Source organism: Cytophaga aurantiaca DSM 3654, assembly GCF_000379725.1.
Lineage (GTDB): Bacteria > Bacteroidota > Bacteroidia > Cytophagales > Cytophagaceae > Cytophaga > Cytophaga aurantiaca.
Genome location: NZ_KB903643.1, coordinates 235,885 through 262,121, shown reverse-complemented (window position 1 = coordinate 262,121; position 26,237 = coordinate 235,885). Strand labels below are relative to the sequence as shown.

Here is a 26,237-nt window from a genome sequence, read left to right as displayed (position 1 = left end):
AAAGTACTAAGTATAGAGTACGGAGTACAAAGTATAGAGTACGGAGTACAAAGACGATCGGAATTAAAGGCTTTGATGCAATCTTAATCAAGGGCATCTAGCAACTGAAAACTAGTCACTAGAAACTAAAAAAGAACTTGCGTACCCACATATAATACCCTAGATTTGCAAACCAATTTTGCATCCGTAGTATAATGGATAGTATTTCAGATTCCGATTCTGACGATATGGGTTCGACTCCCGTCGGGTGCACAAAAAAGCGGATATGTGATTTAATTATTACAGTCCGCTTTTTAATTTAGTCCCGATATAATATTCCTTCATATATAATAATGAAAACAACCGTATCTATCAACGGAATATTTCAGGCGCTAACAGCAGCTATGTTATGGGGTGTTTCAGGTACTTGCGCTCAATATGTATTCGAAGAAAAAAACATTGATGCTGCCTGGCTTGTAACCATGCGTTTATTGATTGCAGGAATATTACTGATATCTTTTGCAGGATTTAAAAAAGATAAAGACGTTTTAGCAATCTGGTGCAACAAACGTGATGTCTTGCAGCTTGTATTAGCCGGAGTCTTGGGTATGTATGCCATTCAGTATACGTACTTTGCAGCCATCGTAGCATCCAACGCAGCAACAGCTACCGTACTGCAGTATACAGGTCCGGTATTCATTGCCATTTATTTTTCAATACAAAATAAAAAATTACCTGTAGCTCTTGAAGTGTTCGCTATTCTATTAGCGTTTACGGGAGTTTTCTTTTTGGTTACACAAGGAAATATTTCCAGTCTATCTATTTCAGCTGAAGCCTTCTTCTGGGGCATCGCATCAGCAATCGCTGCTATGCTTTACTCCTTATTGCCCATTCCCTTATTAAAAAAATATTCAACACTTTCCGTTATCGGCTGGGCTTTTTTGATTGGAGGAATTGCGTCGAGCTTTGTAGCAGCACCATGGAACATAAGCGGTACATGGGATACAGACGCACTGCTGGCTGTTGCATTCATTATACTGTTAGGAAGTCTCGTAGCCTTTTATATGTACATCAGTGCGGTTAAAGAAATCGGTGCGCAAATGGCAAGTATCCTTGCTTGTACAGAACCTCTTGCAGCAGTTTTTCTTGCAGTCTTATGGCTGAATGTTTCTTTTTTATGGAGCGATTGGGTGGGGACAGTATGTATATTGATTACGATCGTATTGTTGAGCTTCAATAAAAAGAACTGATTTTTACCGCAAAGGGCGCAAAGCTTTTTCGCAAAGAACGCAAGGGTAAAATTTCTGACATAATCATATACTCATATTTAAAGCAATAAAATTTCAATCAATATAGAAATGGGAAATCTGCATAGTGGGTCGTACCAAAGTTTTTTTCCTTGCGTTCTTTGCGAAAAACCTTTGCGTTCCTTGCGGTAAAATAAGATAGCTCGTTTTTGAAAGACTATAGCAACTCTTTCAAATGCTTTTTATTTGATTCAATTGTTTTCCAGACATCATCCATCCGTCCGCTTAGCATAAGCTTGGTCATGGATGTAGCCATTCCTTTCATTTGTTCAAACGTAATTTTAGGAGGCATTGCTAATGCATTCGGATCGGTGATCACATTCAACAGCATAGGTCCGTTGTACGCGAAGGCTTCGCTAAGAGCTTCATCCACGTTTGCCGGATCATTTACGGTAAGCGCACGCATACCCATTGCTTCTGCGATCTTAGCAAAATCCGGATTCACCATATCGGTCTGCCAATCGGGCAAACCTGAAACTTCCATTTCCAATTTTACCATTCCCAAACTGTGGTTGTTAAACACAATTAATTTCACCGGTAGTTTATATTGAACGATGGTCATGATATCGCCCAGCATCATCGAGATCCCTCCATCTCCACACATCGCAATTACTTGTCGATCGGGACAAGCCAAGGCAGCACCAATCGCCTGAGGCATTGCATTTGCCATCGACCCATGATTGAATGAACCCAACAGCGTACGTTCCCCAGTAGCATTTAAGTAACGTGCGGCCCATACACAGGTCATACCTGTATCAACTGTATAAATCGCATCGTTTGCAGAAAGTGCATCGATTCGTGATGCCAGATATTCAGGATGAATAAGATCTTTTTTACCCGGATCATTCACATAACTTTTTAAATGTTCTTTTACTTCCGCATACCCATCCAATTGTTTCTTTAAAAAGAAACCATCGGGCTGTTGAGAAAGCAAAGGAAGTAATGCAATCAGGGTATCTTTAATATTTCCGCATAAGCCCATATCCAGCTTCGCTCTTCTGCCCAATTTTTCAGGAGCTGTATCGATCTGAACAATTTTATTTTTCACCGGCATAAAATCCGAATACGGGAAATCTGTGCCCAATAATAGAACCAGATCGGATTCATGCATGCTCTGAAAGGCACTAGGCAAGCCCAGCAAGCCCGTCATTCCGATTTCGTTGGGATTGTCGTATTGAATCCCCATCTTCCCTTTAAACGAATACCCAACGGGTGCATGCAGCAATTTAGAGAGCTGTACTACTTCATCATGCGCATGTGCTGCACCAATACCGCAGAAAATAGTAATCTTTGAATGTTCTTGTAACAGATCCGCCAATGCCTGCAGTTCGTCGTTAGAAGGTTGGATGACCGGATTGGTATGATAGATTTGCATCGCGGTAGGACTTTCTACCGCATGCATGTCCGTTATATCTCCGGGTAAGCCTAGCACAGCAACTCCTTTCTTATGGATCGCATGTTGAATGGTAGCCTGAAACATGCGTGGAAATTGCTGAGGAGTAACCGCAATCTGATTGTAACAGCTACAGTCGTCGAATAATTTTATGGTATTGGTTTCTTGAAAAGAATCTGTGCCGAATTCTGTAGAATGACATGTGGAGGCAATGGCAATTACGGAAGCGTTTGATTTGTGTGCGTCGTATAAACCATTCAGCAAATGCACATGCCCGGGACCGCTGCTGCCAGCGCAACATGCAATGCCATTCAATTGTGCTTCAGCCCCCGCAGCAAAAGCACCTGTTTCTTCATTGCGTACATGTATCCATTCGATCTGTCCATCTCTGCGGATGGCATCATTGACAAAATTCAAACTATCACCTGTTACGGCATAAACTCTTTTGACACCGGCCTGCACCAACATGGTCACAAGCTGATCGGAAACTGTTTTTGAAGACATAGCTGTTTTATTATTTTCGATTTACAAAAGCGTTGAACCATCCGAAGATGTTTCAGGAAGCTTTACATAAGATACAGAATTTAAATCTAAGTTGCTTGAAAATTCATACAATCTTGGCGCACCAGTTGCCAGATCAATATGTGCAATGTCTTCGGGCGTGACCTTTTCTAAAAACATCATCAAGGCACGTAAACTATTCCCGTGTGCAACAATCAATATATTTTTTCCTGCACGCAGCTGAGGTTCTATATCCGACTGAAAATATGGGATTACACGCTGATAGGTATTCTCTAAACTTTCTCCGCCGGGTGGTACTTCTGTAAAACTTCTGCGCCAGGCGATCAATTGCTGCGCACCATACTTCTGCCCTACTTCAGCTTTATTCAAACCTTGAAGTTCTCCGTAATTTCGCTCGTTCAAGGCTTTATTTTCAATGATGGGAATGGATACACCGATTTCATCCAGAATGATGTGAAGGGTGTGAATAGCACGCTTTAAAACCGATGTATAAGCAAGATCAAAATTATATGGACGCAATACAATGCCTGCGTACTCTGCTTCGTGTTCACCGGTAGGTGTAAGCTCTACATCCGCCCAGCCTGTAAAAAGATTTTTAAGATTCCACTCGGATTGACCGTGACGAACAATAACTAAAATTGGCATACGGATAAATTAATAAAACTAAAATGAATCGCTCTACTATTAATATAGAAAAAATTATGTTAAAAGAAATTAAAACTTTCATAAGCCAATTAAAAATAGGCCAATCAACAGATGCGGAAGATTATTTCTTTGTTATTAAAATCAATTTCAGTATACAGTTTACTAATTTTTATTTATCTTATTAAATAAATAGAATTTGAAATCTTTTCAACTTTAATCAACTACGTATATGATTCGTAAAGCAAACGCCGTATGGCAAGGAACGGGATTAGAAGGAAAAGGCACTCTTACTTCTCCAAGTACTGTTTTGAATGAAACTCCTTATTCTTTTAAAACACGTTTTGAAAATGAAGATGGTAAGTCAGGAACTAATCCGGAAGAATTAATTGCGGCGGCACATGCAGGATGCTTTAGCATGGCACTGAGCTTTCAGCTAACAGGCGCTAACTTCCCTCCTACAAAATTATCTACAGAAGCCAGCATTACAATGGTTCAGGAAAATGGGGGATTTAAATTTAAATCAATACATCTTCATTTAGAAGGTACCGTTCCCAATATCAGTGAAGAAAAATTTAAAGAATTAGCTGATGTTGCAAAAAAGAACTGCCCTGTAAGTCAGGCATTGTCGGCAGTTGAGATTACACTTTCCGCAAACTTAATTAAATAAGGAACCGTTAAGAAATAAGATATTAAAAAAAGAGACGGGTAATTTTCATCTCTTTTTTTAATATCTATTGAAGATAGCTTATTTATATTTTTTATATTTTCCATCTAAACGCGTACCCACCTTTTTCTCTAAATATAAAAACCGTAACACCCGCTCGTAATTTAAATCTGTTGTTACGCAATTTACTTCTACTAAAGTATTCTGTTGAAGGTAACATAATACATACGAATAAAATTCACCGCCACCTTCATCATCCTGATGATACCGTGCATTCACATATAACACTTCGGAATATGGAACAATGGGGTTATACCTATTTTTAGCCGGAAAAAAATATTGAATCAATCGTTTTACTCGTATTTGACCTAGTTTAACATGTACATAATCTTCATATAATGAAAATATACTCCGTGGTGTTCCAAAAATATCCATAACCAATATGAAACACACCAAACCCAATGCTCCAATGATGCTACCATTATAGGTTATCGTTAGAGACATTGCGCCAATAATAAGATAAAAAAGGACAGCTGAATATTTTGAAGATGATACATTGTCGGATAAATAACTCTTACCTGTGGTATTTATTTTTTTGGCTACAGAAATACCAGATGCAGTATTTTGTTGATAGGCCTTCCGTAAAATATCAAACAACTCCGGCTCTCTTTCTGCAAATTCTTTTGGTGCTTCAAAATAATACTCTGTAGCAACCGCAAAAAACTCTGAAAGATTTGTTGTAGCATACGATCGAAACAAAGGCTTATCGGGTTGATGCAGTAAGTAATGATCTGCAAGTGCTGTAAACTTATCTAAACATGCTGAAAATATTTCATCTACATCCTTATTTGCAATGTCCATAAACTCCAATGCATGGGCAAACTCATGCAATCCTACATTATGTGTATCGTTATCTATTGAAATTCCTTTATAAAAATCTTCCCATGAAAGGACAATGATACCTGCTGTATTCATTTCTCCGGTGTGATATTTATCTGTATAGGTAGATAAATATTTTTCAGGATACACGATAATTTTTTCAAAGTATGCATAATTGTAATGACGGGAAAAACCAAGTGTAAGTTGTTGGGAACACGCTGCAATCAGGATCTGCATGCGATTGGTCAACATCATTCCTTTACGGGGAATAAAATCTGTCCCATCAATAAATTGCTGCGTGCGCTTACAAAGCAGCTGCCTTTTTTCTTCGTTTATCTTTTTAAAATATGGAAATTCTAAAAGCAATACATTATAAATTTCGTTCATTGAAATCATGGAAGAAAGCTACAGAAAAATAATAGATTTAAAAATTAGTTTACTGTAGGTAATTGAAAACCCATTAGGGTTAATCAATTCATGTATTTTATCATTAACCAGTAACTTTTATTCTTATGAAATATTCTTTATCACTACTTTTAGGTATTCTTTTTCCCTATCAAATTTCATTTATACTTTTGTAAAATGACTATATTGAACCCTTATTCACCTTTTTTAAATATTTCACATTAAACAATCATGAAAACTCTTTCAATTTTATTTACCGCTATTCTTTTATCTTATTCTGTTATTGCCCAGGATTCAAAATTTGAAATCGGTTTACAAGCCGGACCCAATCTAACAGCCATGCGGTATGCATCTGATATGCTTCAAGCAAATAGGTATCCGCAAGTTGCCGGAATTGCCGGGCTTTTCGTTCAATACAATATCAACAATACCTTTGCATTAAGAATCGATCCAGCCTTTGAACGGCTGGCTGATAAGACAGATAAAATAACGTATACGAATCAAAATGACAATATGATTGGCCCAGGCACAACGCATTTTCATTATGATTATATTACAATACCTGTTTTAGTGAGAGCTAGCATTGGAAACAAGTTAAAGTATTTTTTGAATGTAGGTCCAAGTTTCAGTTTTTTATTAAACCAAAGCGTTATTTCAGATTGGACACCTGACAGAAAAACCAATCGTACTGATTATTATCAAACATTAAATTTCGGTATTACAGGCGGTATTGGTGTAGCCTTACCTATTAAAGAAAAATTCTCTTTGTCTTTTGAAATCAGAGATAATTTGGGACTCACAAATATTAGTACTAGCACAAACAGTAATTATGCATTCCGAAGCAATGCTACAAGTCTGCTGGTTGGCTTTGCCTATAAACTGGGAAAAGGTTCATCAAAAGCAACCTTCACTCCTACGTTTTAATTGTATTCATTTTTTAATTTTAAAATTGACAGAAGTCATTATTCGTCAGGCCATAAAAGATGGTCTGACGAAATTTTATAAAAATATCTTTTCAACAACAATCAACATTGGCATAATTTTTATCGTATATATCCATAGAAAGGCATAAGAGTAAAAACGATTGCAAGGATATAATTTTCCCCATTATAACTATTACTTTTTCAATAACGAATACCGCCTGTATTCATTAAAATTTAACTAAATTACAACCATGGAATTACTCGAAAATCTGGACCCTTTTTTAAGGACATTGTGGTATATTGCCATACCAACCAGTATTATTTTTCTGATTCAAACAATCATGACTTTTATCGGAGCGGATGGCGCTGATGGCATAGATGCAGACTTTGATGGCGATCTTGAACATGGAGATTCGCATTTTCAACTCTTCTCATTCAGAAACTTAATAAACTTTCTATTGGGTTTTAGCTGGACAGGTATCTCGTTCTTTAACAGAATACCAAACGCATTGCTAGTTGTCGTTTCTATTGCTGTAGGTTCGTTGTTCATTTACATGTTCTTTGTAATTATCAGAGAATTACAAAAATTAGCTGAAGACAATAGCTTTACATACGAAGAAACCGTAAATAAAAGTGCGGATGTATATTTAACCATACCAGGTAAAAAAGCAGGTAAAGGTAAAATATTGATCAGTGTAAGAGGCTCTGTGCGCGAACTAGACGCGATGACTGATAATGAAGATAAAATACCAACAGGCTCTGTTGTAAAAGTTGTACGCATTGAACATGATAATATTCTATTAGTAGAAACACTTTAACTTTTTAATTCAAATAAAACCCAACCATGACACAAATTCTAATTATTGTTGTAGCGGCGATTGTCGTATTTGTTACCATATCAGCTTTAGTAGCCCGATATAAAAGATGTCCTTCGGACAAAATCCTCGTTATTTATGGTCGCACCGGTGGCTCTTCTGCAAAGTGTGTGCACGGTGGTGGTGCTTTCATCTGGCCGGTAATTCAGGATTATGCGTTCTTGGATTTAAAGCCATTGTCGATTGAAGCAAATCTGACAAATGCATTGAGTAGACAAAACATTCGTGTGGATGTACCTTGTCGCTTTACAATTGCTATTTCTACAGAAGCAGATACAATGAATACAGCTGCAGAAAGATTGCTTGGTCTTTCTTATGAAAACATTCAGGAGTTGGCGAAAGATATTTTATTCGGTCAGTTGCGTTTGGTTATTGCAACGATGACTATTGAAGAGATCAACTCCGACCGTGATAAATTCCTTGACAACATTTCTAAAAACGTTGATAGCGAATTAAAGAAAATCGGTTTGAAATTAATCAACGTAAACGTAACCGATATCAAAGACGAATCAGGTTACATTGAAGCGTTGGGTAAAGAAGCGGCTGCAAAAGCGATCAACGAAGCGAAAGTGAGTGTTGCTGAGCAAGAGAAAATAGGTGAAACTGGTAAAGCATTAGCCGACAGAGAAAAAGATACACAGATTGCGGAAACACACAGAGACCGTGATGTTAAGATCGCAATCACACAAAAAGACAGAGAGATCAGTATTGCTGCTGCTGCTAAAGATGAAGCAATCGGTAAAGCGGAAGCGCAACGTGATACCCGTGTAAAAACATCTGAAGCAAATGCGATTGCAATTACAGGGGAAAACGCAGCTAAAATTTCGATTGCAAATTCGGAAGCATTAAGAAGAGAAAAAGAAGCGGAATCTTTACGTATTGCGATTACTGCTGAAAAAGTTCAACAGGCTAAGGCATTAGAAGAATCGTATGTTGCAGAACAGAAGGCCGAATTGGCGCGTTCTGAAAGAGAACGTTCTACACAGATTGCCAACATTGTAATCCCCGCAGAGATCGCTAAACAACGTGCAATCATCGAAGCGCAAGCAGATGCAGAACGTATCAGAGAGAATGCAAAAGGTGAAGCGGATGCGATCTATGCAAAAATGGAAGCGGAAGCAAAAGGTTTGTATGAAATCTTAACAAAACAAGCAGAAGGTTACAAAGATGTAGTTGCTGCTGCAGGTGGTGATCCAACAAAAGCGTTCCAGTTATTGTTACTTGAAAAACTTCCTGAATTGGTTCGTACACAAGTTGAAGCTGTTAAAAACATCAAGATCGACAAGATCACTGTTTGGGATTCAGGTAACGGCGGCTCAGACAATGGCAACTCCTCTACTGCAAACTTTGTTTCCGGTATGATGAAAACAGTACCTCCATTGAACGATCTGTTTAACATGGCTGGTTTGAATTTACCAACCTATTTAAAAGGAGAAGATACACCGAAGGATGTTACTCCTGTTGAGCCTAAAAAATAAAACGCATGCTCACTATTGAGTAAGTTTTAAAAAATTCGTAGTATTAAAGAGGGACTAATTCAGTCCCTCTTTTTTATTTTATAAGAAGTACTAATAGCATGACAGCAAAACATTCTGTACCGAGTAATTATACATCCAATCCGGACTTACCAACAATAGCTTTACCATTCGAATGGAAAGGAACTCCGCTTGATTCCAAAGGAAGGTTTTTAAATCATGAATTTGCATTCATTAATTCCTTCAGAGAAGTATTGAAATGGCAAACAACCAAAAATCCTCAGAAAGAAGAAAAGAAAAAAAGTACCTGGAAATTAACTTGCATCACCGACAGCAACTTTCTAACATCATCAGAAGACTGTATTGTATGGCTTGGACATGCTTCTTTTTTTATTCGTATAGCGGGAATAACGTTGCTTATCGATCCGGTACTTTTTGATGTATCGCTTATCAAACGTAAAAGCAAACTACCGATTGATCCAGATCAATTAAAACATATGGATTACATACTCATCTCACACGATCATCGTGATCACTGCGACAAAAAGAGTCTGGAGTTGCTTGCTAAAAACAATCCAAATGCAATTTATCTTACAGGTTTAAACGTTGATACTGTCATTAAAAAAATAACCAAAAGTACTTCGATTGAAGCAGCCGGATGGTATCAGCAATACAAGACCAAACCTGAAATCAAGATCACCTATGTTCCCAGCAGACACTGGGGCCGAAGATATTTAACAGATACCAACGTACGGCTCTGGGGAGGTTTTGTTATTCAAGCTGCAGGGAAAACCATTTACTTTGGCGGCGACAGCGGCTATGGAAGCCACTTTACAGACATCGCCAACATCTTTCCTGTTGTCGATTATGCAATGATCGGAATCGGTGCATATAAGCCTGAATTCTTCATGGGACAAAGTCACCTCTCGCCTATTGATGGCATCAAAGCATTCCACGATACAAAAGCCAAAAACTTTATACCCATGCATTACGGCACGTTTGATCTAGCCGACGAACCTATAGGTGACCCAATACACGTGCTGAAGAAAGAACAGGAAAAACAACATGTAGCGGGAGAAATTTTATATGTATGTGTCGGTGAAATTATTCCATTGAAATAAATGATTTCTTCCATCGATCAATTACGTCAACTTGTAACTTCCATTCATCCGTTTACAGACAAGGAATGGAATCGTTTTGCTTCTTTATGGAAACCCTTTGAAGCAAAACGAAAAGAGCAGTTAACCATACCCGGACAAACAGAAAAATATTTATATTTTGTAGTTGAAGGCGTGCAGCGTGTATTTTACTTCGATGATCAAAATAGAGAAGCAACATTGGTATTTACGTATGCACCATCCTTCGGAGGTGTATTAGACTCTATGATACACGAGTCGCCATCTAAATATTATTACGAAACACTTACCCCCTCTACTTTTTTACGTGCATCTTTTTCTGAAATTGAAGTGCTGAGCAAAGAAATCATTGGCATTGAAATTTTAATCCGTAAAGGAACTGTACAAGCACTTTCCGGTGTGTTGGAACGATTGGTTGAAGTACAGTCATTTACTTCTGAAGAACGCTTTAAAAAGCTATTGCAACGCAGTCCGCATATCTTGCAATTGGTTCCGCATAAATATCTGGCGAGCTACCTGGGTATAGACCCAACCAATTTCAGCAAATTGATAAATAAGGTGAAAATTTAAAATCTTGGTAAATACCAATATTTAATACTAAACATAGATGCAATTTTGATTTATAAAAATTGATTCCTATGAAAACAATTGATTCCTTAAGACTTCTGCATGATCTTGAAACACGTGTAGAAACATCGATTTGCAATGCGGTAGAAACATTTCAGAACCTTTCTACCGATGTTTTACTCAAACGATCTAATACTGGTGGATGGAGCATTGCGCAATGTCTGCAACATTTAAACAGTTATGGTGATTTTTATTTACCCAAAATTCAAACAGCTTTAAAGAAAGATAACTCTATGTATTCCAAAAGCTTTAGAAGCGGTTGGATCGGTTCGTATTTTATAGAAATGATGCTTCCCGGCTCGGGTAAAAAATACAAGGCCTTTAAAAAACATGTACCTGAATCTGACTTAGATGCCGCAGCTGTTGTATCCACATTCATTCATCAACAAGAGCTACTGCTGTCGTATTTAAGAATTGCTCACAGTCAGGATTTAAACAGAATTAAAATTCCCATTTCTATTTCACCTTTTATCAAGTTAAAACTGGGAGATGTATTTCAATTTATTATTGCGCATAATGAACGGCATATAGAACAAGCGAAACGCAATCTAAAAGCCTGACTATTTCATTTTTCCATTCAATATCTTAACTTGATACAGCGTAACTCAATTACTATGGGACAAATCAAGATATTCGGAATAAAAGAAGAACTGCATCCGATACGAGAAAAACTTTCTGCGATTCTACACGAATGTATAATGGAAGCATTTCAATATCCGAAAGAGAAAAAAGCACATCGTTTCATTTACATCGATGCAGACAGCTATTTCTATTTTGAAACACGAACAAGAAAACACACCATTATTGAGATCAATCTATTTGAAGGGAGGTCTGTTGAAGCGAAAAAGAAATTGTATCAATTGTTATTTGATCGCTTTGAGACTGAAGTAGGTATTTCAAACATGGATCTTGAAATTACATTATTTGAATCACCGAAACATAATTGGGGGATACGAGGAAAAAGCGGCGACGAACTTGATCTGAATTATAAAGTAGAAGTATAAAATCTTTCAATACATTATTTGGAAGATTTTATACAAATGAATTTCATAAATAAGATATATATTGGATTTGAATTCATTCTATATTTCTTTTATTTATGAAATCAATCGCGGTATTCATTTCCCTTTTTATAATCAACATTGTTGCTTTACAAGCACAAACAATCAATGTCAGTACTGCAATTCAATTGCAGAGTGCATTAAACACTGCAACAGCCGGTCAAACCATTGTACTTGCAGATGGAATTTATTCAAAGTCGGGAGGCTTCATTATTCCTGCCAATATAAACGGTACAAGCAGCAATCCAATTACGTTAAAAGGAAGCGCTCTGGCAATTCTAACTTCGAATAACTTAAATTCGGGCTATGGCTTAGGACTGAGAGGAAATACCTATTGGATCCTGGATGGATTTACTATTTACATGTCAGCTAAAGGCATTGTATTAGATAGCAGTCATCACAATACCATTAAAAATATTCATGTAAACAGGATTGGTGATGAAGGCATCCACCTTCGCTCTTACAGTTCCTATAATACTATTGACAATTGTTTTATTGACTCAACCGGACAAACATCTCCGGGTTTTGGAGAAGCTATTTACATAGGCTCTGCTGTCAGCAACTGGCCTACCTATTCCAAAGGAAACGCGGATACCTGCAATTATAATGAAGTTACCAATAATTCATTTGGCAACCATGTCTCTTCGGAAAACATAGATATTAAAGAAGGTACAACAGGTGGCCGCATTGCTTTTAATACCTTTAACGGAACAGGGTTAAACAATCAAAACTCAGCCGATTCCTGGATCGATGTGAAAGGCAATTATTATACTATTGAATGCAACACGGGGAGTAATACGATAGCCGATGGTTTTCAAACACATATACTCGTAGCTGGCTGGGGAGATTACAATACATTCTCAAATAATATGCTTAGCGTCAACAGTTCCGGATACGGGATTTTGATCACTACAACTTCCTCTAAAGGTACTGCCACACATAATATCGTGTGTTCTACAAATATTATTACAGGTACTAATAACGGCTTGACAAATGGTGCAACAGGAATCTGTTTAATTAGGAATTGTACAACTACTACTTCGATAAAAAAATCTTCCCTAGACAAAACATCTATTCAACTTTACCCCAACCCATCTACCGATATTCTGCAAATAAAAATCTCTGACAACTATTTACATACTCCATACCTTATTGTAGATGTACTGGGAAGAGTCCAGGCAAGTGGTACCTTAGATCATACTGTAACTTCATTGCCAACAACTGCATTTGTTCCCGGTATGTATTTCTTTATTTTGAGTAATAATCCACCGGTTTCGATTTCATTTTTAAAACAATAATTCATTCTGCTGAATTGATCCTAAAGCGAATAGATTAAACATTAAAAAAAGTTTTTTCCACACGGAATTATTTTTTGACGCACTTTGTTAACTTTACCAAGGAGACTAAAATAAAATTTAAACATATGGCAGAATTAACACTTTTAGAAAAAGAACATGTTCAACTGGAACTGGATAAATTGAACGAAGCAGTTGCTAAGACTTCAGATTTTGGAGAAAAATTAGAATTAAAAGATAAAATCCATAATATGACCATGATTTTAAATGGTGTAAAACCATATGGTTCTATCAATTATTTCTGTGAAGGTTGCGGATCTTAATTATACAAGATTCCTAAAATAAAAATGGTCACGTTTTCAATGCGTGACCATTTTTATTTTAGACCGTCGATATTACATATTGTAATGATCTACCGGAACTACAATATGCGTATGATGAACATGGTTATGTGTTTTACCAGCAGATTGCTGTTTATTATTTGAAGCATAGGATACAGCAGTCAATAAAGCGAGTAAGGCAATTGTAAATACGATCTTTTTCATAATTCTGTGTATTTTAAGTACATCAACAGCTATTACTGTTTGTATAACTCAAATATAAAAACCGATTCTGTAGCTACTTTGAGCAAAAATTGAAGCAAATCCGTAGTTATTAAACAAATAGGCTAAAGGTATTTATCAATACGTTGCTTTTTCACTTTAAGTATTTTAACTTAATCATGGAACAACCCCTACTTCCATGATAACAAGACTTATAATCGTTTGTGGTTTACCCGGATCCGGAAAAAGTTATTTCGCAAAACAACTGAGCGAAAAACTAAAGGCAGCTTATTTAAACAGCGATATTTATAGAAAAGAGTTGTACCCCAATCACAGAACCTACTCTGAAAAAGAAAAACAAAGCGTATACGATGCATTGCTTGCCAGTACTGAAACCAATCTGATCCATCATACTTCTGTTGTACTGGATGCCACATTTTATAAGAATAATCTTCGTATTCCATTTTACAAACTTGCCAAGCAATTGAATTGTACCTGTGAAATTATTTATCTGAATGCAGAAGAGTCGCTTGTTAAAGAACGCACTTCAAAAACCCGAGAAGACAGCGAGGCCAATTATTCGGTTTATTTAAAATTGAAAGATCTTTTTGAACCAATAGACAAACCCTTTTTAACACTTCAATCTACTAATACCAACATTGATTCTTTGTTATCAACAGCTCAAACTTTTTTGTTGCATGAAAAAAAATGAAATAGAACAGCTGATACAACATGGATTATTTCCATATGATCAAGAAGCAAAAATAACCTGTATTGAAACGCCTATTTCTTTTATTATTCTCAAAGGAAAATATGCATATAAAATTAAAAAAGATATCAAGCTTTCGTTCCTTGATTTCTCAACACTCAAAAAACGAAAAGAGTATTGCTACGAAGAGCTGAGGCTCAACATGCGTCTGGCAAAAGAAATATACCTGGATGTATTGCCTATCGTAAAGAAGGGTAAGCAGTGGGAGATCAAAAAAAGAGCAGCCGTCCCACACGACTACGCAGTACGTATGAAGCGCATTGACACCTCTTTGCAACTAGATCTGCAATTAAAAAAGAACAGAGTAGATAAAAAACATATTCAAAAAATTGCCGCACAGATTGCTGCATTTCATTTAAAAGAAAAAGTGATCAAACCGGATTACGATCCCTTTTTTCTTTCAAGAGAATTTGCTGATATACGAAGCTTTCAACCAACGATAAAAAAGATTGTTGGCATGGATCATTTTAATCTGATCGAACAATCCATTCAGTTATCGGATGCAGTAGTTCTACTTTTACAAGACTTCATAAAAGTCCGTGTACAAAATGGTTTTTTCAAAGACTGTCATGGTGATTTACACAGTAAAAATATTTTTATGACTTCTCCTCCGATTATTTTTGATTGCATTGAGTTTAAAAAAGAATTCAGAGAGATCGATGTTTTAAATGAAATTGCTTTTTTATGTATGGATCTGGAATGTTCGGGACATAAAAAACTCAGTAATGCTTTCTTAACTACGTATCTGAATAAAACCAATTACGATTTTGGCAAGAATGAAAAATTACTATTCAATTATTTTAAGGCTTACAGAGCGTGTATACGCGCAAAAGTAGCAGCCATTGGCTTATCACAGAACAATACTGACAAGAAATTAATTTCAGAAGTAAAAAAATACAGTGAAGCAATGGCAAATTATCTGATCGGGATTGTGGAAGAGATTTGAGTACATTTATGACCGAAACCTATGAGGTTTTACAACGATCATCTTTACTCATTCGAATCATCAACGCTTAAAATTAACAAAACCTCATAGGTTTAACTAGGTAGATCCAACACAATATCTTTCCAGTTGCTAGCTTTTGCATATTTTTTTTCCAGCATACGCTCTTCAACCTTTTTACGATACGCCCAGATTGTAGGCTTTCGCAGATCAATTAAATCAGACAAGGATTCATCCGTCTGTTTCAAGTTTGAAAATTTCACATAGGTTAAATAAAATGCTTTATTCAATGGAAATTTTAAATGATGAAATAACGTATTTGCAGTTATGGATTCAATCGTACCGCATTTGCTGCATTTTTTACGATACCATACTCCTGCTTCACTGGCTTTGGCATTACCGCATTTTCTGCATACAAACCCTTCCGGCCATTTCAACTGCTGTATCACTTTCAAACAGCTGTCATCGTCGGGATAGGTCGTTAAAAATTCTACGTACGAAACATCCTGATTATAAATACGAGAAACTTTCTCTTCTTTAATTTCTTTTTGCAATGCGTAATTAAAACGATCTAATTCTGAATTCAACCGATCCGTTTCTTTTGCAAATGTTGCTAACTTTTCGTTGGCAGATTGAAGTTCAATCGTGCGCTCCCGGACTTTTGTTTCCAATTCACGATTTACTTTTTCCTGTAATATTTTCTTTTCTTTCAACTCAGCAATCAAAAGATGTTGCAACACATCGTTTTCACTCAATTGAACAATCAAGGCTTCTTTATGCTGCGCTCTTTCTTCTTGAATAATGCGGATCTTATCAGCCAAAGCAACAGAGAAAATAATTACTTCCAAAATAATTCCATAGTTAAAACTATAGACCGTTAGTATTGTTGATGGAATGATATTAAAGGAACGCAGCAGATTGATCAGTACGCTTAACATGACCATGGAAAAACCTGCAAAGAAATAATAAGCGAAATGGTTTCCTTTTTTAGCAATGATAAAAGATGTAACATACACAAGAATGAACACGGAGAAGAAAATGTATTCTAAAAAGCTTACAGCAGCAGGAACTATAATAGAGACAAGCAATAAAAACGCATATACACCCAATAAGCCTAACAATATTTTTTTAACTATTGGCACATATTTTTTGATATCAAGAAAAGAAACCGAATAAACAATAAACGTACTTAAGAATATCGGCTTTGCCAGATAACTATTAAAGACAAAATTAAAAGAAGGAAAATAAGGAAATACATATTGATATGCCATTCCATCTTCCCGAACAGATAATGCGATGCAACCTATGATATATAAGACATATAAAATATGTACACGCAAAGCACCTTTCATGTACAGAAATAAATTATACAGGAGTACAATCAACAGTATCCCGTAATAGCAGCCTAAAAAGAAATATTCAGAGATGGCATATTCTGTAAAAAAATGATCGGAACGTATTTTAAAATATAATTCATCTGGCTGAATATCACGTACACCAATGCGAATGGTATACATACCGGGTTCCATATTCAATGGGAAAATAAAATTTTTATGATGCAGATACCGTTGTGTAAACGGATAATCTGAACCGGTTACAAACGAACGGGCGGTATCCCCTGTTGAAGTTAACACATACGCTTTTACTTCTTTCAGTTGCGGAGCCAGACACTCAATTAAAAAATCAGAAGAAGTAGTTTTTTCAATCTTTGTTTCGATCCAATAATAACTTGCATCGTTCGTATGAATACCAAAAGAAGAATTTTTATCTGTCAAAAAAATATCCCCCGCATGTTCGTCCAGAACAAGCTGTGCCCTCACCTGAAGTACTGATAAAAGACAAATAAGAAATTGGAAGATTCTTTTAAGCATGTAATGAAATCGTCTATAACTATTTGTAACACTTATTTAGATGATGCTTCAATAAAATATGCGTATTTCCCTAAATCATATTCTATTTTTTTATTAAGAATCGATTCAATTTTATCCAGCTGTTCTTTGTTAAGCAAATAACAATCATAAAGTAAATGATCGTCTTTATATTTCGACTCTGTAATTAAATTTAGAAGATCGTTTAATTCGATTTCATTAATTAAAATTTCTCCGACTAATTTATCACCATATTTTTCATAAAATGTGATATGTCTATCTACTTCAATCATACTAAATTTTATTATTTTTTAATATAATGTTATACGGTTAAAACAGATCCGCGTTTTTAAAAATAGCATATCTTCTGATATACAGAAGATATGCCTCGAAAATATCTACAACAAGTTACTCATTAAAAGTTATTTCTGTACGAAGATCACCAATGATTAGATCAAATTTTCCTGCTTCAGTAACAGATTTCAAATCATTATTTACGAATTGCAAGTCAGCTGCTTTGATTGTAAATGAAACCGTCTGCTTCTCTCCTGCTTTCAATTCAATCTTTGTGTATTTACGTAAGCGTCTTTCTGAAGGTGTAATAGATGCATAATGATCGCGAGAATACAATTCAACTGCAACTTTACCTGTGCGTGCACCAGTATTTTCAATATCCACCGTAACAAGTATACTATCTGATTTTGTAAAACTTGTTTGATTCACTTTCAAATTGGAACAGGTGAACGTAGTATAGCTCAAACCATACCCAAACTCCCACTGCGGATTGAATGCACTAAATTCACTTACACCAATTTTCAATTGCTGTTCTGTTTCTTTGAATTTATGATCGTATGTGGTGATGTCGCCATTATATCTTGGATACGTGAACGGCAATTTACCACTTGGATTTACGTCGCCATACAACACTTCTGTGATGGCTTGTGCGCCTTTGTTACCTGGACGGTAGCACATCACAACGGCATCGGTCAATGCTTCTTCAACCGGAAACAATCGCGGCCTGCCCTCTACCAAACACACAACAACAGGCTTGCCAGTTTTCTTTGCTGCAACAATCAACTGCTTTTGTGCATCCGGCAAGTTCAGATCTTTGATCACACCCGGCTGTTCCGCATAGGCGTCTTCACCGATACAGATTACAATTACATCCGAAGCGGCAGCATTTTTTTGAATGAATGTAAGATCATAATTTGCAGCGTCTTCAAAAGTGAATGTGGCATTGCTAATAATATTAGATGCACCAGCTACAATTCCTAAAGCTTGTCTGATCGTTTGGATTGTTCCAGGATACACGGATTGATTGATTCCTTGCCATGTATACGACCAGGAACTGTGTAACGCAGACAAACTATTTGCCGTTGGACCAACCAGCAATATTTTTTTATTCTTCGCTAAAGGAAGAATATTATTTTCATTCTTTAATAAAGTAATTGACTCACGCGCCGCATCCAATGCAATCTGCTGATGCTTGTCCGAACCTACCACACCAATATCTGAAATGGATGGTAATGGTTTTTTCATCAAACCTAATTTCAGTTTTAAGGTCAAGATACGCCCCACTGCTTCGTCGATACGCGCCATCGAAACTTTCCCTTCATGAACCAATTCAATCAAAAATTTCGTGAATGAATAATCATTCGGAACCATACTCATATCTACTCCTGCATTCACTGCAATCATTACAGCCTCTTTTGGCGTTGCAGCAATTTTATGCCACGTATGCAAACGGATCACATCTTCCCAGTCTGAACACACCAGTCCTTCAAAGCCTAGCTCTATACGAAGCAGATCTGTCAGCAACCATTTGTTTCCATGACAAGGCACCCCGTTGATCTCAGCAGAGTTTATCATGATTGTAGATGCACCGGCTTCAATCGCTTCTTTAAATGGCGGCAAATAATATTCACGTAAAATAATTTCCGGAATATGAGATGGCGTTCTATCTATCCCATTCTTTGGTGCTGAATACCCAATAAAATGTTTCATACAAGAAGCTACCGTATTTTTAGACGTAAGATCGGTGCCTTCCATACCTAATACAGCAGCACGTCCCATTTGTGTTGCGATATATACATCTTCCCCAAAAGTTTCTTCAAAGCGCGACCAATAAGGTTCTCTGCCTACGTCAAGCACGGGAGCAAAATTCCAGGTAAGGCCAACCGCACGTGCTTCTGTTGCAGTTACGGTAGCCGACTGCGTAACCAATTTATTGTTGCGCGTTGCTGCCAATCCAATGTTATGGGGAAGTATAACTGCGCCCTTCATAAAACCTACGCCATGTACAGCATCGGTTCCATACAACACCGGAATCTTATTCGGAGATTGCAATGATTCGTTCTGGATCTGAGAAATTAATTCGATCCACTTCTGAGGGGTGTATGCCTGAATACAATTTAAAATAGAACCAACATGATGGGTTTTGATCGCTTCTTTTAATCGCGCGGTATCTAATTTTTCATCAGTATTTCCATATCCGTTGGTTAATAAATTACGGATATCGATCTGTGTCATCTGTCCGGCTTTTTCTTCCAGTGACATTTTTTTTAATAAGGCGTGAACTTCCTGATCGAATACTTCAGGTTGGTTTTTGACAGTTGCTTTTTTATCACAGGAGTAGAAAGCTGCTGCACTAAGCCAGATAGAAATCAATACGGTTATTTTTTTCATATTGGAAAGATTTAGGTGAAATCGTTTCCAATATTACGGCGAACGGAAAGGAATTTATATTAAAAAAGGGCATTTATGAATCTATAAGAGCATTTTTAGGGGAATTTACAGTCCAGTTGATACGCTTTGTTACCCATAAAAAATGTTTAAAAACTATGGGCTAAGGGATTTAATATGATTGAAATATTAATATTACCGATATTTAAAATTCGGCACTTATAAAGATCAATATCTAAAACTATCATAGGTAGACAAATCTATTGCTGGATTGAGATTTTGAATTGATTCAACAATTTTTCGATTATCAACTCGAGCTCTATTTCTATTACTAATTTGTGAATTTGAATTAATTTTCACAATAATTTTTAATAATTGATCTTCAGTATATTCATTTAAAAAAGGCTCGATTAAATATAAGAATCTATTATCAGCAGAATTAAAATCACTACTATAACCAAACATATCTATTGATAAATCTAAATATTTTGTTCTTTTATCAAATTGAGTAAATAATTCTAAAAGACAATCAAAATATAATTTAGGTGGGCAAAACCTCTGTTTAACTAATTCTGTCACAACCTCAAAGTGTCCATCAAATGAATCGTATTTGTACCATGATAAAAATTTATAATTTTGGTTCGCAGAGATTTCAGCATCTAGTAATACTCTAGTAGATTGGTTTAATTTTGCATATATTTTAGGATACTTAAAAAGAAATATAATAAAATAGTCTACTACTTCACCATCATTAATAAAATCAAATGACGCCTGCTCTGAACCTATTAATTGTAATATTGATTCATAATCTTTGTTTAAAATAATATTAAGTGTTGAGATATTAATTTCTCTATTTGATTCACAGTCTGGATTATTTAGCTTAAAAGTAAATTTCCATAGTTTTTTGAATAGCTGATTTAACAAATCTTGTTTTGCATTTTTAAAATATTTTGCTTCTAAATATCTTTTCAAATCTTCCTTAATAAGGAGTCTATCTTTATTTTCTGAAATATCAATAATGATATTAGTTGCAAGTTTTTTAGAGAAAAATGATGGTTTAGTTAAGATAAAAGAAAGCATATTCTTTATCTGTGCTGTAATAGTTTCTTTATTAGGTGTAAATAAAATTGAAGATTCTGTTAAAACAGGGTGAGCAGAAAGATGTCTTAATTTTTGAAGTTGATATATAGCTTCGATTTCATATAATTCCAAAATAGATGTTTTTTCTTTAATCAAAACAATAATATTGGTTTCCCATTCAGATAGTTTAGGATTATCTTTTTGTTTTTCAGCTATTTCTTTTAAAATTTTTGTAGCAGTTTCATCATTATATATTTCACTGAGTTCTTCAAGTTTGAAAATCAAATCACATATTACTACTGTATAAAGTGTTACAATACATGAACGATAAGAACCGGATGAATAGGTTTGAAGTACTTCTTTAAAATAAGATTTTGTCTTTGGACTGTATATTTTTTCCGACAACGTATCAATAGAATAATCTTGTTCAAGCATGGCTGAAATTGTTTAGAATAATGAAAAATACAACAATATTTTCATTATTCTATTTTGGAACCTCACTCACTCGCTTTGAAGTGCTTGATGTTGTACGTTACGGTAAACATAAAATAGCGTGTCAATACCGTTGTATAGGTATCCTGTATATAACTTTCCGTAACTGTCCGGGAAATACTTCTGTTCTGATTCAACAAGTCAAATACACTTACTCGCACTTCCAACGCTTGATCTTTTAACAATTTGTATCCGATCGAAGCATTCCACAATAAAAATTGCTGGTTGAAAGAGGAAGAAAGTCCCGAATACAAACGTTCGTTTAAATCCGTTGAAAGTACCAAACCTTTATAGGGCATTACGTTTACTTTTGCTACTGCTAAATGATAGAAATAATTATTGTTCAACTCCGGTCGGATGGAATTTTCTACAATGTTATACGAGGCATTGTATGTTACATTAAAATCTACCTTCTTACTTATATTGCTTGCTATCCCCACGCCTGCATTCAGTCCGTATGCATTTGATATATTGATCACCTGATTGATATTCCCCGGTGTTCGAACATAGGTAATACCTGTATTCAGATTTAGATTGCTTTTAATTTTTGGTACAGGAAAGCCATAGGTATAAAATGTATTGGCATTCCAGTAGCCGCTTAAATTAACAGGACGACGTAATTGAGAACCGGCATTTAACGTAATGGTATTATCAATAACCGTATCCTTTGTAGCTATAAAACTTGAGCTGGCAATGTAATTATTGGTTTGACTTACATTTAAAAACACCATTGAATTGGTACCTTTCTTCGAACTTGTCCTGCCGTAATTTACCATCAACGAAATTGTAAATTCCTGTTTCAGATTTTGATTACCCGCTGTTAGCAACAAGGTATTTGAATTGTCTACTACATTCTGCAATTGATTTACTCCGGGAATGGATGTACTGGATCTGTAGAACATGCGAATATTGCTGCTGTCTGAAATTTTTAGTCGCATCATTGCCATAGGCAATACATTATTGAATTGCTTTTCAATTTCGTTGGAATACGGAAAGATCTGAGAGCTGGATAGTTTTACATTCTGATAATCTGCACCAGCCATAAAATTTAACTTTCCTTTATTGTAGCGGTATCCAACGCCTCCTTTTTGTGTTAAGGTATAATTATCTAACTGATTGGATAAGAAGAGAGCGGTTGAATCATATTGTCCTGTTGACGGATTGTAGTTTACAGTACGTTTGTTTGCGTCGTTCTTTGCATACGTTGGACTGTAATTAAATTGCAGCACACCTGTTTTAGATATAGGCTCTGTATACATGAGGCGCGCCTTATACGTATAGGAATGCGTATTGTTAATCGCTTGCTGATCGATCAAACGTGTGGAGGTAAGTCCATCTGAATATTGATTGTTTGAATAGAGTGTCGTATTTACATCGTTTACATTAATGGTTGATCCGAGATCTGCAGAAAATGTCCGTCCTTTTTTAAGGAACTTATGCATGTATACCAGATTGTTTGAAATAGAATAGTTGTTGCTTTTGTTGCTGTTATCATTGTTTGTTGTGCTTAACAATGTATCGGTTACATAGCGGTTTTCACCCAACAAATTTTGATATACATTTCTCTTCTGATAACTGATGCTTGGAATATACGTGAATGTATTCGATGAATCCATCATGTATTCAATACGTCCGGAAATGCGGTGATTATAATTCTTTGTAGTACTTATATTCTTCTCATTGTAAATGGTACTTGCTGTATCATTTATAAAATACTGTCTGCTGATAACACTGCTGTTATCGTTGTTGGTATTGTTGAAGAAATAGTTTAACGACACTTTTAATTTAGGCGACCATGTATCGGTATAATTTAATCCGATTGAATTAGTTGCACTGATCCCACTTTGTTGTCCGACAAGAAAATTACTTGATTGGTTTGACGGTGGACCACCACCGCTGCCACTTGTGCCGCCAGGTCCACCTCTGCCCGAAGATAAACCCATGCCTGTAAGATCCTGTGCAGAAAAATTCTGAATGTTAATATTATTTGTTATACCAATCAAAGAGATGCGTTGTTTGTCTTTAAACGAGTTCAGCGTTAAGCCCGCGTTGTATCGGTCGTTCGTACCATAGCCGGCATATACTTTACCAAACTGACCGTTTCGCTTTTCTGCCTTGGTTACAATGTTGATCGTTTTCTGCGAATTGCCGTCATCAAAACCTGTAAGCTTCGCCTGATCGCTTTGTCTGTCGTAAATCTGAATTTTATCTACTACATCTGCAGGCAAATTACGAAGTACAAGCAAGGCATCGTTGCCAAAAAATTCTTCTCCATCTACCGTTACTTTTTTTACCGATTCTCCATTCACTTTTACTTCGCCGCTTTGCACGGTAACGCCCGGCATTTTAGTAACCAGATCTTCGGTGGTAGCATCGGGATTGGTTTTATAAGCATCTGCATTGATAACGGTTGTATCCCCTTTCTGCTCTACCCGCTGCATCAGTATGGTAGCCTTGATTTCAACCTGACTTGTCAGCTCAATATCCTCTTCCATTTTTATTGTTCCAAGATCAACATCTTCAGCCGCAACTTTGATTTCAAAGCGATTGATCTTATACCCAACAAAAAGTGCTTTAAAAATATAGGTGCCAGCTTTAACATTATCAAATTTAAAAACACCCCGATCATCTGCTGCTGCATCAAGCACCTTTGTGGTATCGGATTTGTCCATCAGCAATACAATTGTTCCTATAACTTCTTCTCCGGTGCCCGGATCAACCACCTTGCCCGTAACGCTTTGAGCATAGGTAACAATGGTGATGAGAAAAAGTATTATAAGCGCTGATAATTTCATAGTAGGTTATCTGTACTGTAGCTGATTTGATACAATATTCAACTTATTCATTTCAAAAAATAATAAAATAGACCATCAGCCGATTTATGAAGATGAACGGCATAATTATATATCTAAAATAAAATCCAGATCCTGGAATTGATTCCTCAATATTGATAAAATCGTTATTGGGTAAGTGAAAACTTTATCCGTTGTATCATTCTCACTTTTTCCGGGCTGCCTTCAATATATCCAGGGGTCCAGGTTGGCATAGCTTTTAGGCATCGTATAGCTTCAGCATCAAGCAATTCGTCCACTCCCTTTCCTTTTAAAATTTTCACATCATCAATACTCCCGTCTGCAGTTACAACATAGGAAACATATACCGTCCCTTGTATATGCTCACGCATGGCTTTTTTAGGATATATTATATGATTCTGAATATATTTCATCTTTGCTTGTTCGCCTCCGGGAAAAGCCGGCATAATATACATTTCATAATAAGCCGTATCCTTACCTGACTTTGTATAACATTTTCCTGTTACGAGCGTATCATTTTTATACTCTTCTATCCGCTTAATTTCACCTGTTTTATAATACCCTTTTAATGTACCGTTTCGATCTCCTTCAACATCTGTTTCTGTATACCAAAGTTCGCCGCTGGAATAATATTTCTTCCATATACCAGACTTCTTACCTTCCATATAATCTCCTTCGGAATAGACAACCGAGTCATTTAAATAATAGATACAGTACCCTTGTTTCACATATGGATCAAAGGATTTATAATGAGCTGAAGATTCTAGCGAGCTATCCTCAATACTATAATCCTCTGCTTTTAATACACCACCAGCTATTGTTCTCACTCTATAGAAAGAGGCGCTGTCTTTCGTAGTATTATTTTCAGCGTTATGATATTTTACGTACACGGTATCAATTTTAGTTTGGGAAAATCCCATATAAGATGAACCTATTAAAAACAGGGTTATAAAATATCCAACGATCTGCTTCATGTTCTTCATTAATATTTCTTCTTCAGATTCTTATTCAAACTTCACTTTCCATTTGGAGAAATTGTAAACTTTATCCGTTGTGTCAGTCTCACTTTTACCGGATCTCCATCATTATACCCCGGTGTCCAGTTTGGCATATTCCTAACACAATCCAGAGCAGCCTGATCAAGCAAGGGATCAACACCTTTCCCTTTAACAACCTCAACATCACTGATACTTCCATCTTTGTTTACACTATACGACACATAAACTGTCCCCTCTATGTTATTTATTTTAGCTTGTTCCGGATATTTTATATTTTTTTTAAAATAATCCATCTTCGCTTTTTCTCCTCCCGGGAAAGCAGGCAGAATTTGCACTTCATAATAAGCGGTATCTTTCCCGCTCCTGGTATAACATTGTGCCTTTATCCGTTTCCCTTTTTTATATTGTTCGATGCGTTTAACTTCTCCTGTTTTATAATAGCTTTTCAACATGCCGTTTGTAATTCCGTTAACGAATGTTTTGGTATACCAAAGTTCGCCGCTTGAATAATATTCTTTCCACGTTCCCATCATTTTATCTTCTGCATAATTACCTTCAGAACTAATAACCGAATCATTGAAATAATAAATAAAATATCCATTTTTCACATCCGGGTCAAACGATTTGTAATAACCGGAACATTCTTTCATGCCATCTTCTATATCATAATCGGAAGCTTTTAATATACCATTAATGGAAGTTCTGACTCTATAGTAAGATGCACTATCCTTTGTTGTACTAATAGTAGATGAAAGATATTTGATATATATTGTATCAATTTTAGTTTGGGAAACAGAGACCAAACAAGTAGCAGTAAATACAAAAAGAAATGTACTGATGTGGATGAATGTATTTTTCATATTC

24 protein-coding genes and 1 tRNA gene are annotated in these 26,237 nt (G+C 36.0%); 14 read left to right on the top strand and 11 right to left on the bottom strand.

Translation table 11 applies throughout. The features are described 5' to 3' along the window. The first annotated feature begins 180 nt into the window (after positions 1-180). Both A3EE_RS0112580 and A3EE_RS0112575 read left to right on the top strand, forming a co-directional pair. Positions 181-252 (top strand) — tRNA-Arg (locus A3EE_RS0112580). Positions 253-332: 80 nt separating this feature from the next. Beyond that, complete coding sequence (locus A3EE_RS0112575) at positions 333-1,229, top strand: DMT family transporter (protein WP_018343808.1); 897 nt, start codon at positions 333-335, stop codon at positions 1,227-1,229. Positions 1,230-1,443: 214 nt separating this feature from the next. Here A3EE_RS0112575 and A3EE_RS0112570 read toward each other — a convergent pair whose 3' ends face one another. Continuing rightward, positions 1,444-3,183: a ubiquinone-dependent pyruvate dehydrogenase gene (locus tag A3EE_RS0112570; protein WP_018343807.1), complete on the bottom strand. Its 1,740-nt coding sequence runs from the start codon at positions 3,181-3,183 to the stop codon at positions 1,444-1,446. A gap of 21 nt (positions 3,184-3,204) precedes the next feature. Further along, positions 3,205-3,846, bottom strand: a complete 642-nt coding sequence (locus A3EE_RS0112565; protein WP_018343806.1) for a 2,3-bisphosphoglycerate-dependent phosphoglycerate mutase — start codon at positions 3,844-3,846, stop codon at positions 3,205-3,207. A gap of 229 nt (positions 3,847-4,075) precedes the next feature. On the opposite strand from A3EE_RS0112565, the gene A3EE_RS0112560 reads away from it, so the two are divergent. Then, complete coding sequence (locus tag A3EE_RS0112560; protein ID WP_018343805.1) at positions 4,076-4,513, top strand: OsmC family protein; 438 nt, start codon at positions 4,076-4,078, stop codon at positions 4,511-4,513. 78 nt (positions 4,514-4,591) lie between these two features. On the opposite strand, the gene A3EE_RS0112555 is transcribed toward A3EE_RS0112560, so the two are convergent. Next, positions 4,592-5,776, bottom strand: coding sequence for a zinc-dependent peptidase (locus tag A3EE_RS0112555; protein ID WP_245553840.1), 1,185 nt, complete (start codon positions 5,774-5,776; stop codon positions 4,592-4,594). Between the two features lie 249 nt (positions 5,777-6,025). On the opposite strand from A3EE_RS0112555, the gene A3EE_RS0112550 reads away from it, so the two are divergent. From A3EE_RS0112550 to A3EE_RS0112510, 9 genes are all read left to right on the top strand, one after another. Then, positions 6,026-6,718 (top strand): porin family protein, encoded by a 693-nt coding sequence (locus A3EE_RS0112550; protein ID WP_018343803.1) that lies wholly within the window; start codon positions 6,026-6,028, stop codon positions 6,716-6,718. Between the two features lie 250 nt (positions 6,719-6,968). Then, positions 6,969-7,535, top strand: a complete 567-nt coding sequence (locus A3EE_RS0112545; protein WP_018343802.1) for a hypothetical protein — start codon at positions 6,969-6,971, stop codon at positions 7,533-7,535. 26 nt (positions 7,536-7,561) lie between these two features. Then, a complete protein-coding gene (locus A3EE_RS0112540) occupies positions 7,562-9,070 on the top strand; it encodes a flotillin family protein (RefSeq protein ID WP_018343801.1) in 1,509 nt (502 codons plus the stop codon). Positions 9,071-9,168: 98 nt separating this feature from the next. Next, on the top strand, positions 9,169-10,188 hold the full coding sequence (locus A3EE_RS0112535) for an MBL fold metallo-hydrolase (RefSeq protein ID WP_018343800.1): 1,020 nt from the start codon (positions 9,169-9,171) through the stop codon (positions 10,186-10,188). Then, positions 10,189-10,773 (top strand): Crp/Fnr family transcriptional regulator, encoded by a 585-nt coding sequence (locus tag A3EE_RS0112530; RefSeq protein WP_018343799.1) that lies wholly within the window; start codon positions 10,189-10,191, stop codon positions 10,771-10,773. Between the two features lie 68 nt (positions 10,774-10,841). Continuing rightward, positions 10,842-11,390: a DinB family protein gene (locus tag A3EE_RS0112525; RefSeq protein ID WP_018343798.1), complete on the top strand. Its 549-nt coding sequence runs from the start codon at positions 10,842-10,844 to the stop codon at positions 11,388-11,390. A gap of 54 nt (positions 11,391-11,444) precedes the next feature. Then, complete coding sequence (locus tag A3EE_RS0112520; RefSeq protein WP_018343797.1) at positions 11,445-11,834, top strand: tautomerase family protein; 390 nt, start codon at positions 11,445-11,447, stop codon at positions 11,832-11,834. Positions 11,835-11,929: 95 nt separating this feature from the next. Then, the gene (locus A3EE_RS20515; protein WP_018343796.1) at positions 11,930-13,189 is read left to right on the top strand and encodes a T9SS type A sorting domain-containing protein; all 1,260 of its coding nucleotides are present in this window, start codon (positions 11,930-11,932) and stop codon (positions 13,187-13,189) included. A 125-nt stretch (positions 13,190-13,314) separates the two neighbouring features. Then, positions 13,315-13,509: a hypothetical protein gene (locus A3EE_RS0112510; protein WP_018343795.1), complete on the top strand. Its 195-nt coding sequence runs from the start codon at positions 13,315-13,317 to the stop codon at positions 13,507-13,509. 72 nt (positions 13,510-13,581) lie between these two features. Here the strand turns inward: A3EE_RS0112510 and A3EE_RS21840 are convergent, their stop codons facing one another. Then, positions 13,582-13,731: a hypothetical protein gene (locus tag A3EE_RS21840; RefSeq protein WP_018343794.1), complete on the bottom strand. Its 150-nt coding sequence runs from the start codon at positions 13,729-13,731 to the stop codon at positions 13,582-13,584. 196 nt (positions 13,732-13,927) lie between these two features. Here A3EE_RS21840 and A3EE_RS0112500 point away from each other — a divergent pair, with 196 nt between their 5' ends. Together A3EE_RS0112500 and A3EE_RS0112495 are read left to right on the top strand one after the other, a co-directional pair. Then, positions 13,928-14,440, top strand: a complete 513-nt coding sequence (locus tag A3EE_RS0112500; RefSeq protein WP_018343793.1) for a P-loop nucleotide/nucleoside kinase family protein — start codon at positions 13,928-13,930, stop codon at positions 14,438-14,440. Then, positions 14,427-15,443, top strand: coding sequence for a hypothetical protein (locus A3EE_RS0112495; protein WP_018343792.1), 1,017 nt, complete (start codon positions 14,427-14,429; stop codon positions 15,441-15,443). Before A3EE_RS0112500 ends, A3EE_RS0112495 begins: the two co-directional genes overlap by 14 nt. 92 nt (positions 15,444-15,535) lie before the next feature. Here the strand turns inward: A3EE_RS0112495 and A3EE_RS0112490 are convergent, their stop codons facing one another. The 7 genes from A3EE_RS0112490 to A3EE_RS21400 form a co-directional block, all read right to left on the bottom strand. Continuing rightward, positions 15,536-17,311 carry a 7TM diverse intracellular signaling domain-containing protein gene (locus A3EE_RS0112490; protein WP_018343791.1) on the bottom strand — a complete coding sequence of 592 codons (1,776 nt, stop codon included), beginning with the start codon at positions 17,309-17,311 and terminating at the stop codon, positions 15,536-15,538. 32 nt (positions 17,312-17,343) lie between these two features. Beyond that, positions 17,344-17,601, bottom strand: a complete 258-nt coding sequence (locus tag A3EE_RS0112485; protein ID WP_018343790.1) for a DUF7683 domain-containing protein — start codon at positions 17,599-17,601, stop codon at positions 17,344-17,346. A gap of 115 nt (positions 17,602-17,716) precedes the next feature. Further along, positions 17,717-19,993: a glycoside hydrolase family 3 N-terminal domain-containing protein gene (locus tag A3EE_RS0112480; protein ID WP_018343789.1), complete on the bottom strand. Its 2,277-nt coding sequence runs from the start codon at positions 19,991-19,993 to the stop codon at positions 17,717-17,719. 225 nt (positions 19,994-20,218) lie between these two features. Next, positions 20,219-21,505, bottom strand: coding sequence for a hypothetical protein (locus A3EE_RS0112475; protein ID WP_018343788.1), 1,287 nt, complete (start codon positions 21,503-21,505; stop codon positions 20,219-20,221). Positions 21,506-21,567: 62 nt separating this feature from the next. Continuing rightward, entirely contained in the window at positions 21,568-24,357 is a 2,790-nt protein-coding gene (locus A3EE_RS0112470; protein ID WP_018343787.1) for an outer membrane beta-barrel protein, read from the bottom strand. A 164-nt stretch (positions 24,358-24,521) separates the two neighbouring features. Next, positions 24,522-25,349, bottom strand: coding sequence for an energy transducer TonB (locus tag A3EE_RS21405; RefSeq protein WP_245553839.1), 828 nt, complete (start codon positions 25,347-25,349; stop codon positions 24,522-24,524). A 41-nt stretch (positions 25,350-25,390) separates the two neighbouring features. Next, entirely contained in the window at positions 25,391-26,233 is an 843-nt protein-coding gene (locus A3EE_RS21400; protein WP_157447009.1) for an energy transducer TonB, read from the bottom strand. Between the last annotated feature and the right edge of the window lie 4 nt (positions 26,234-26,237).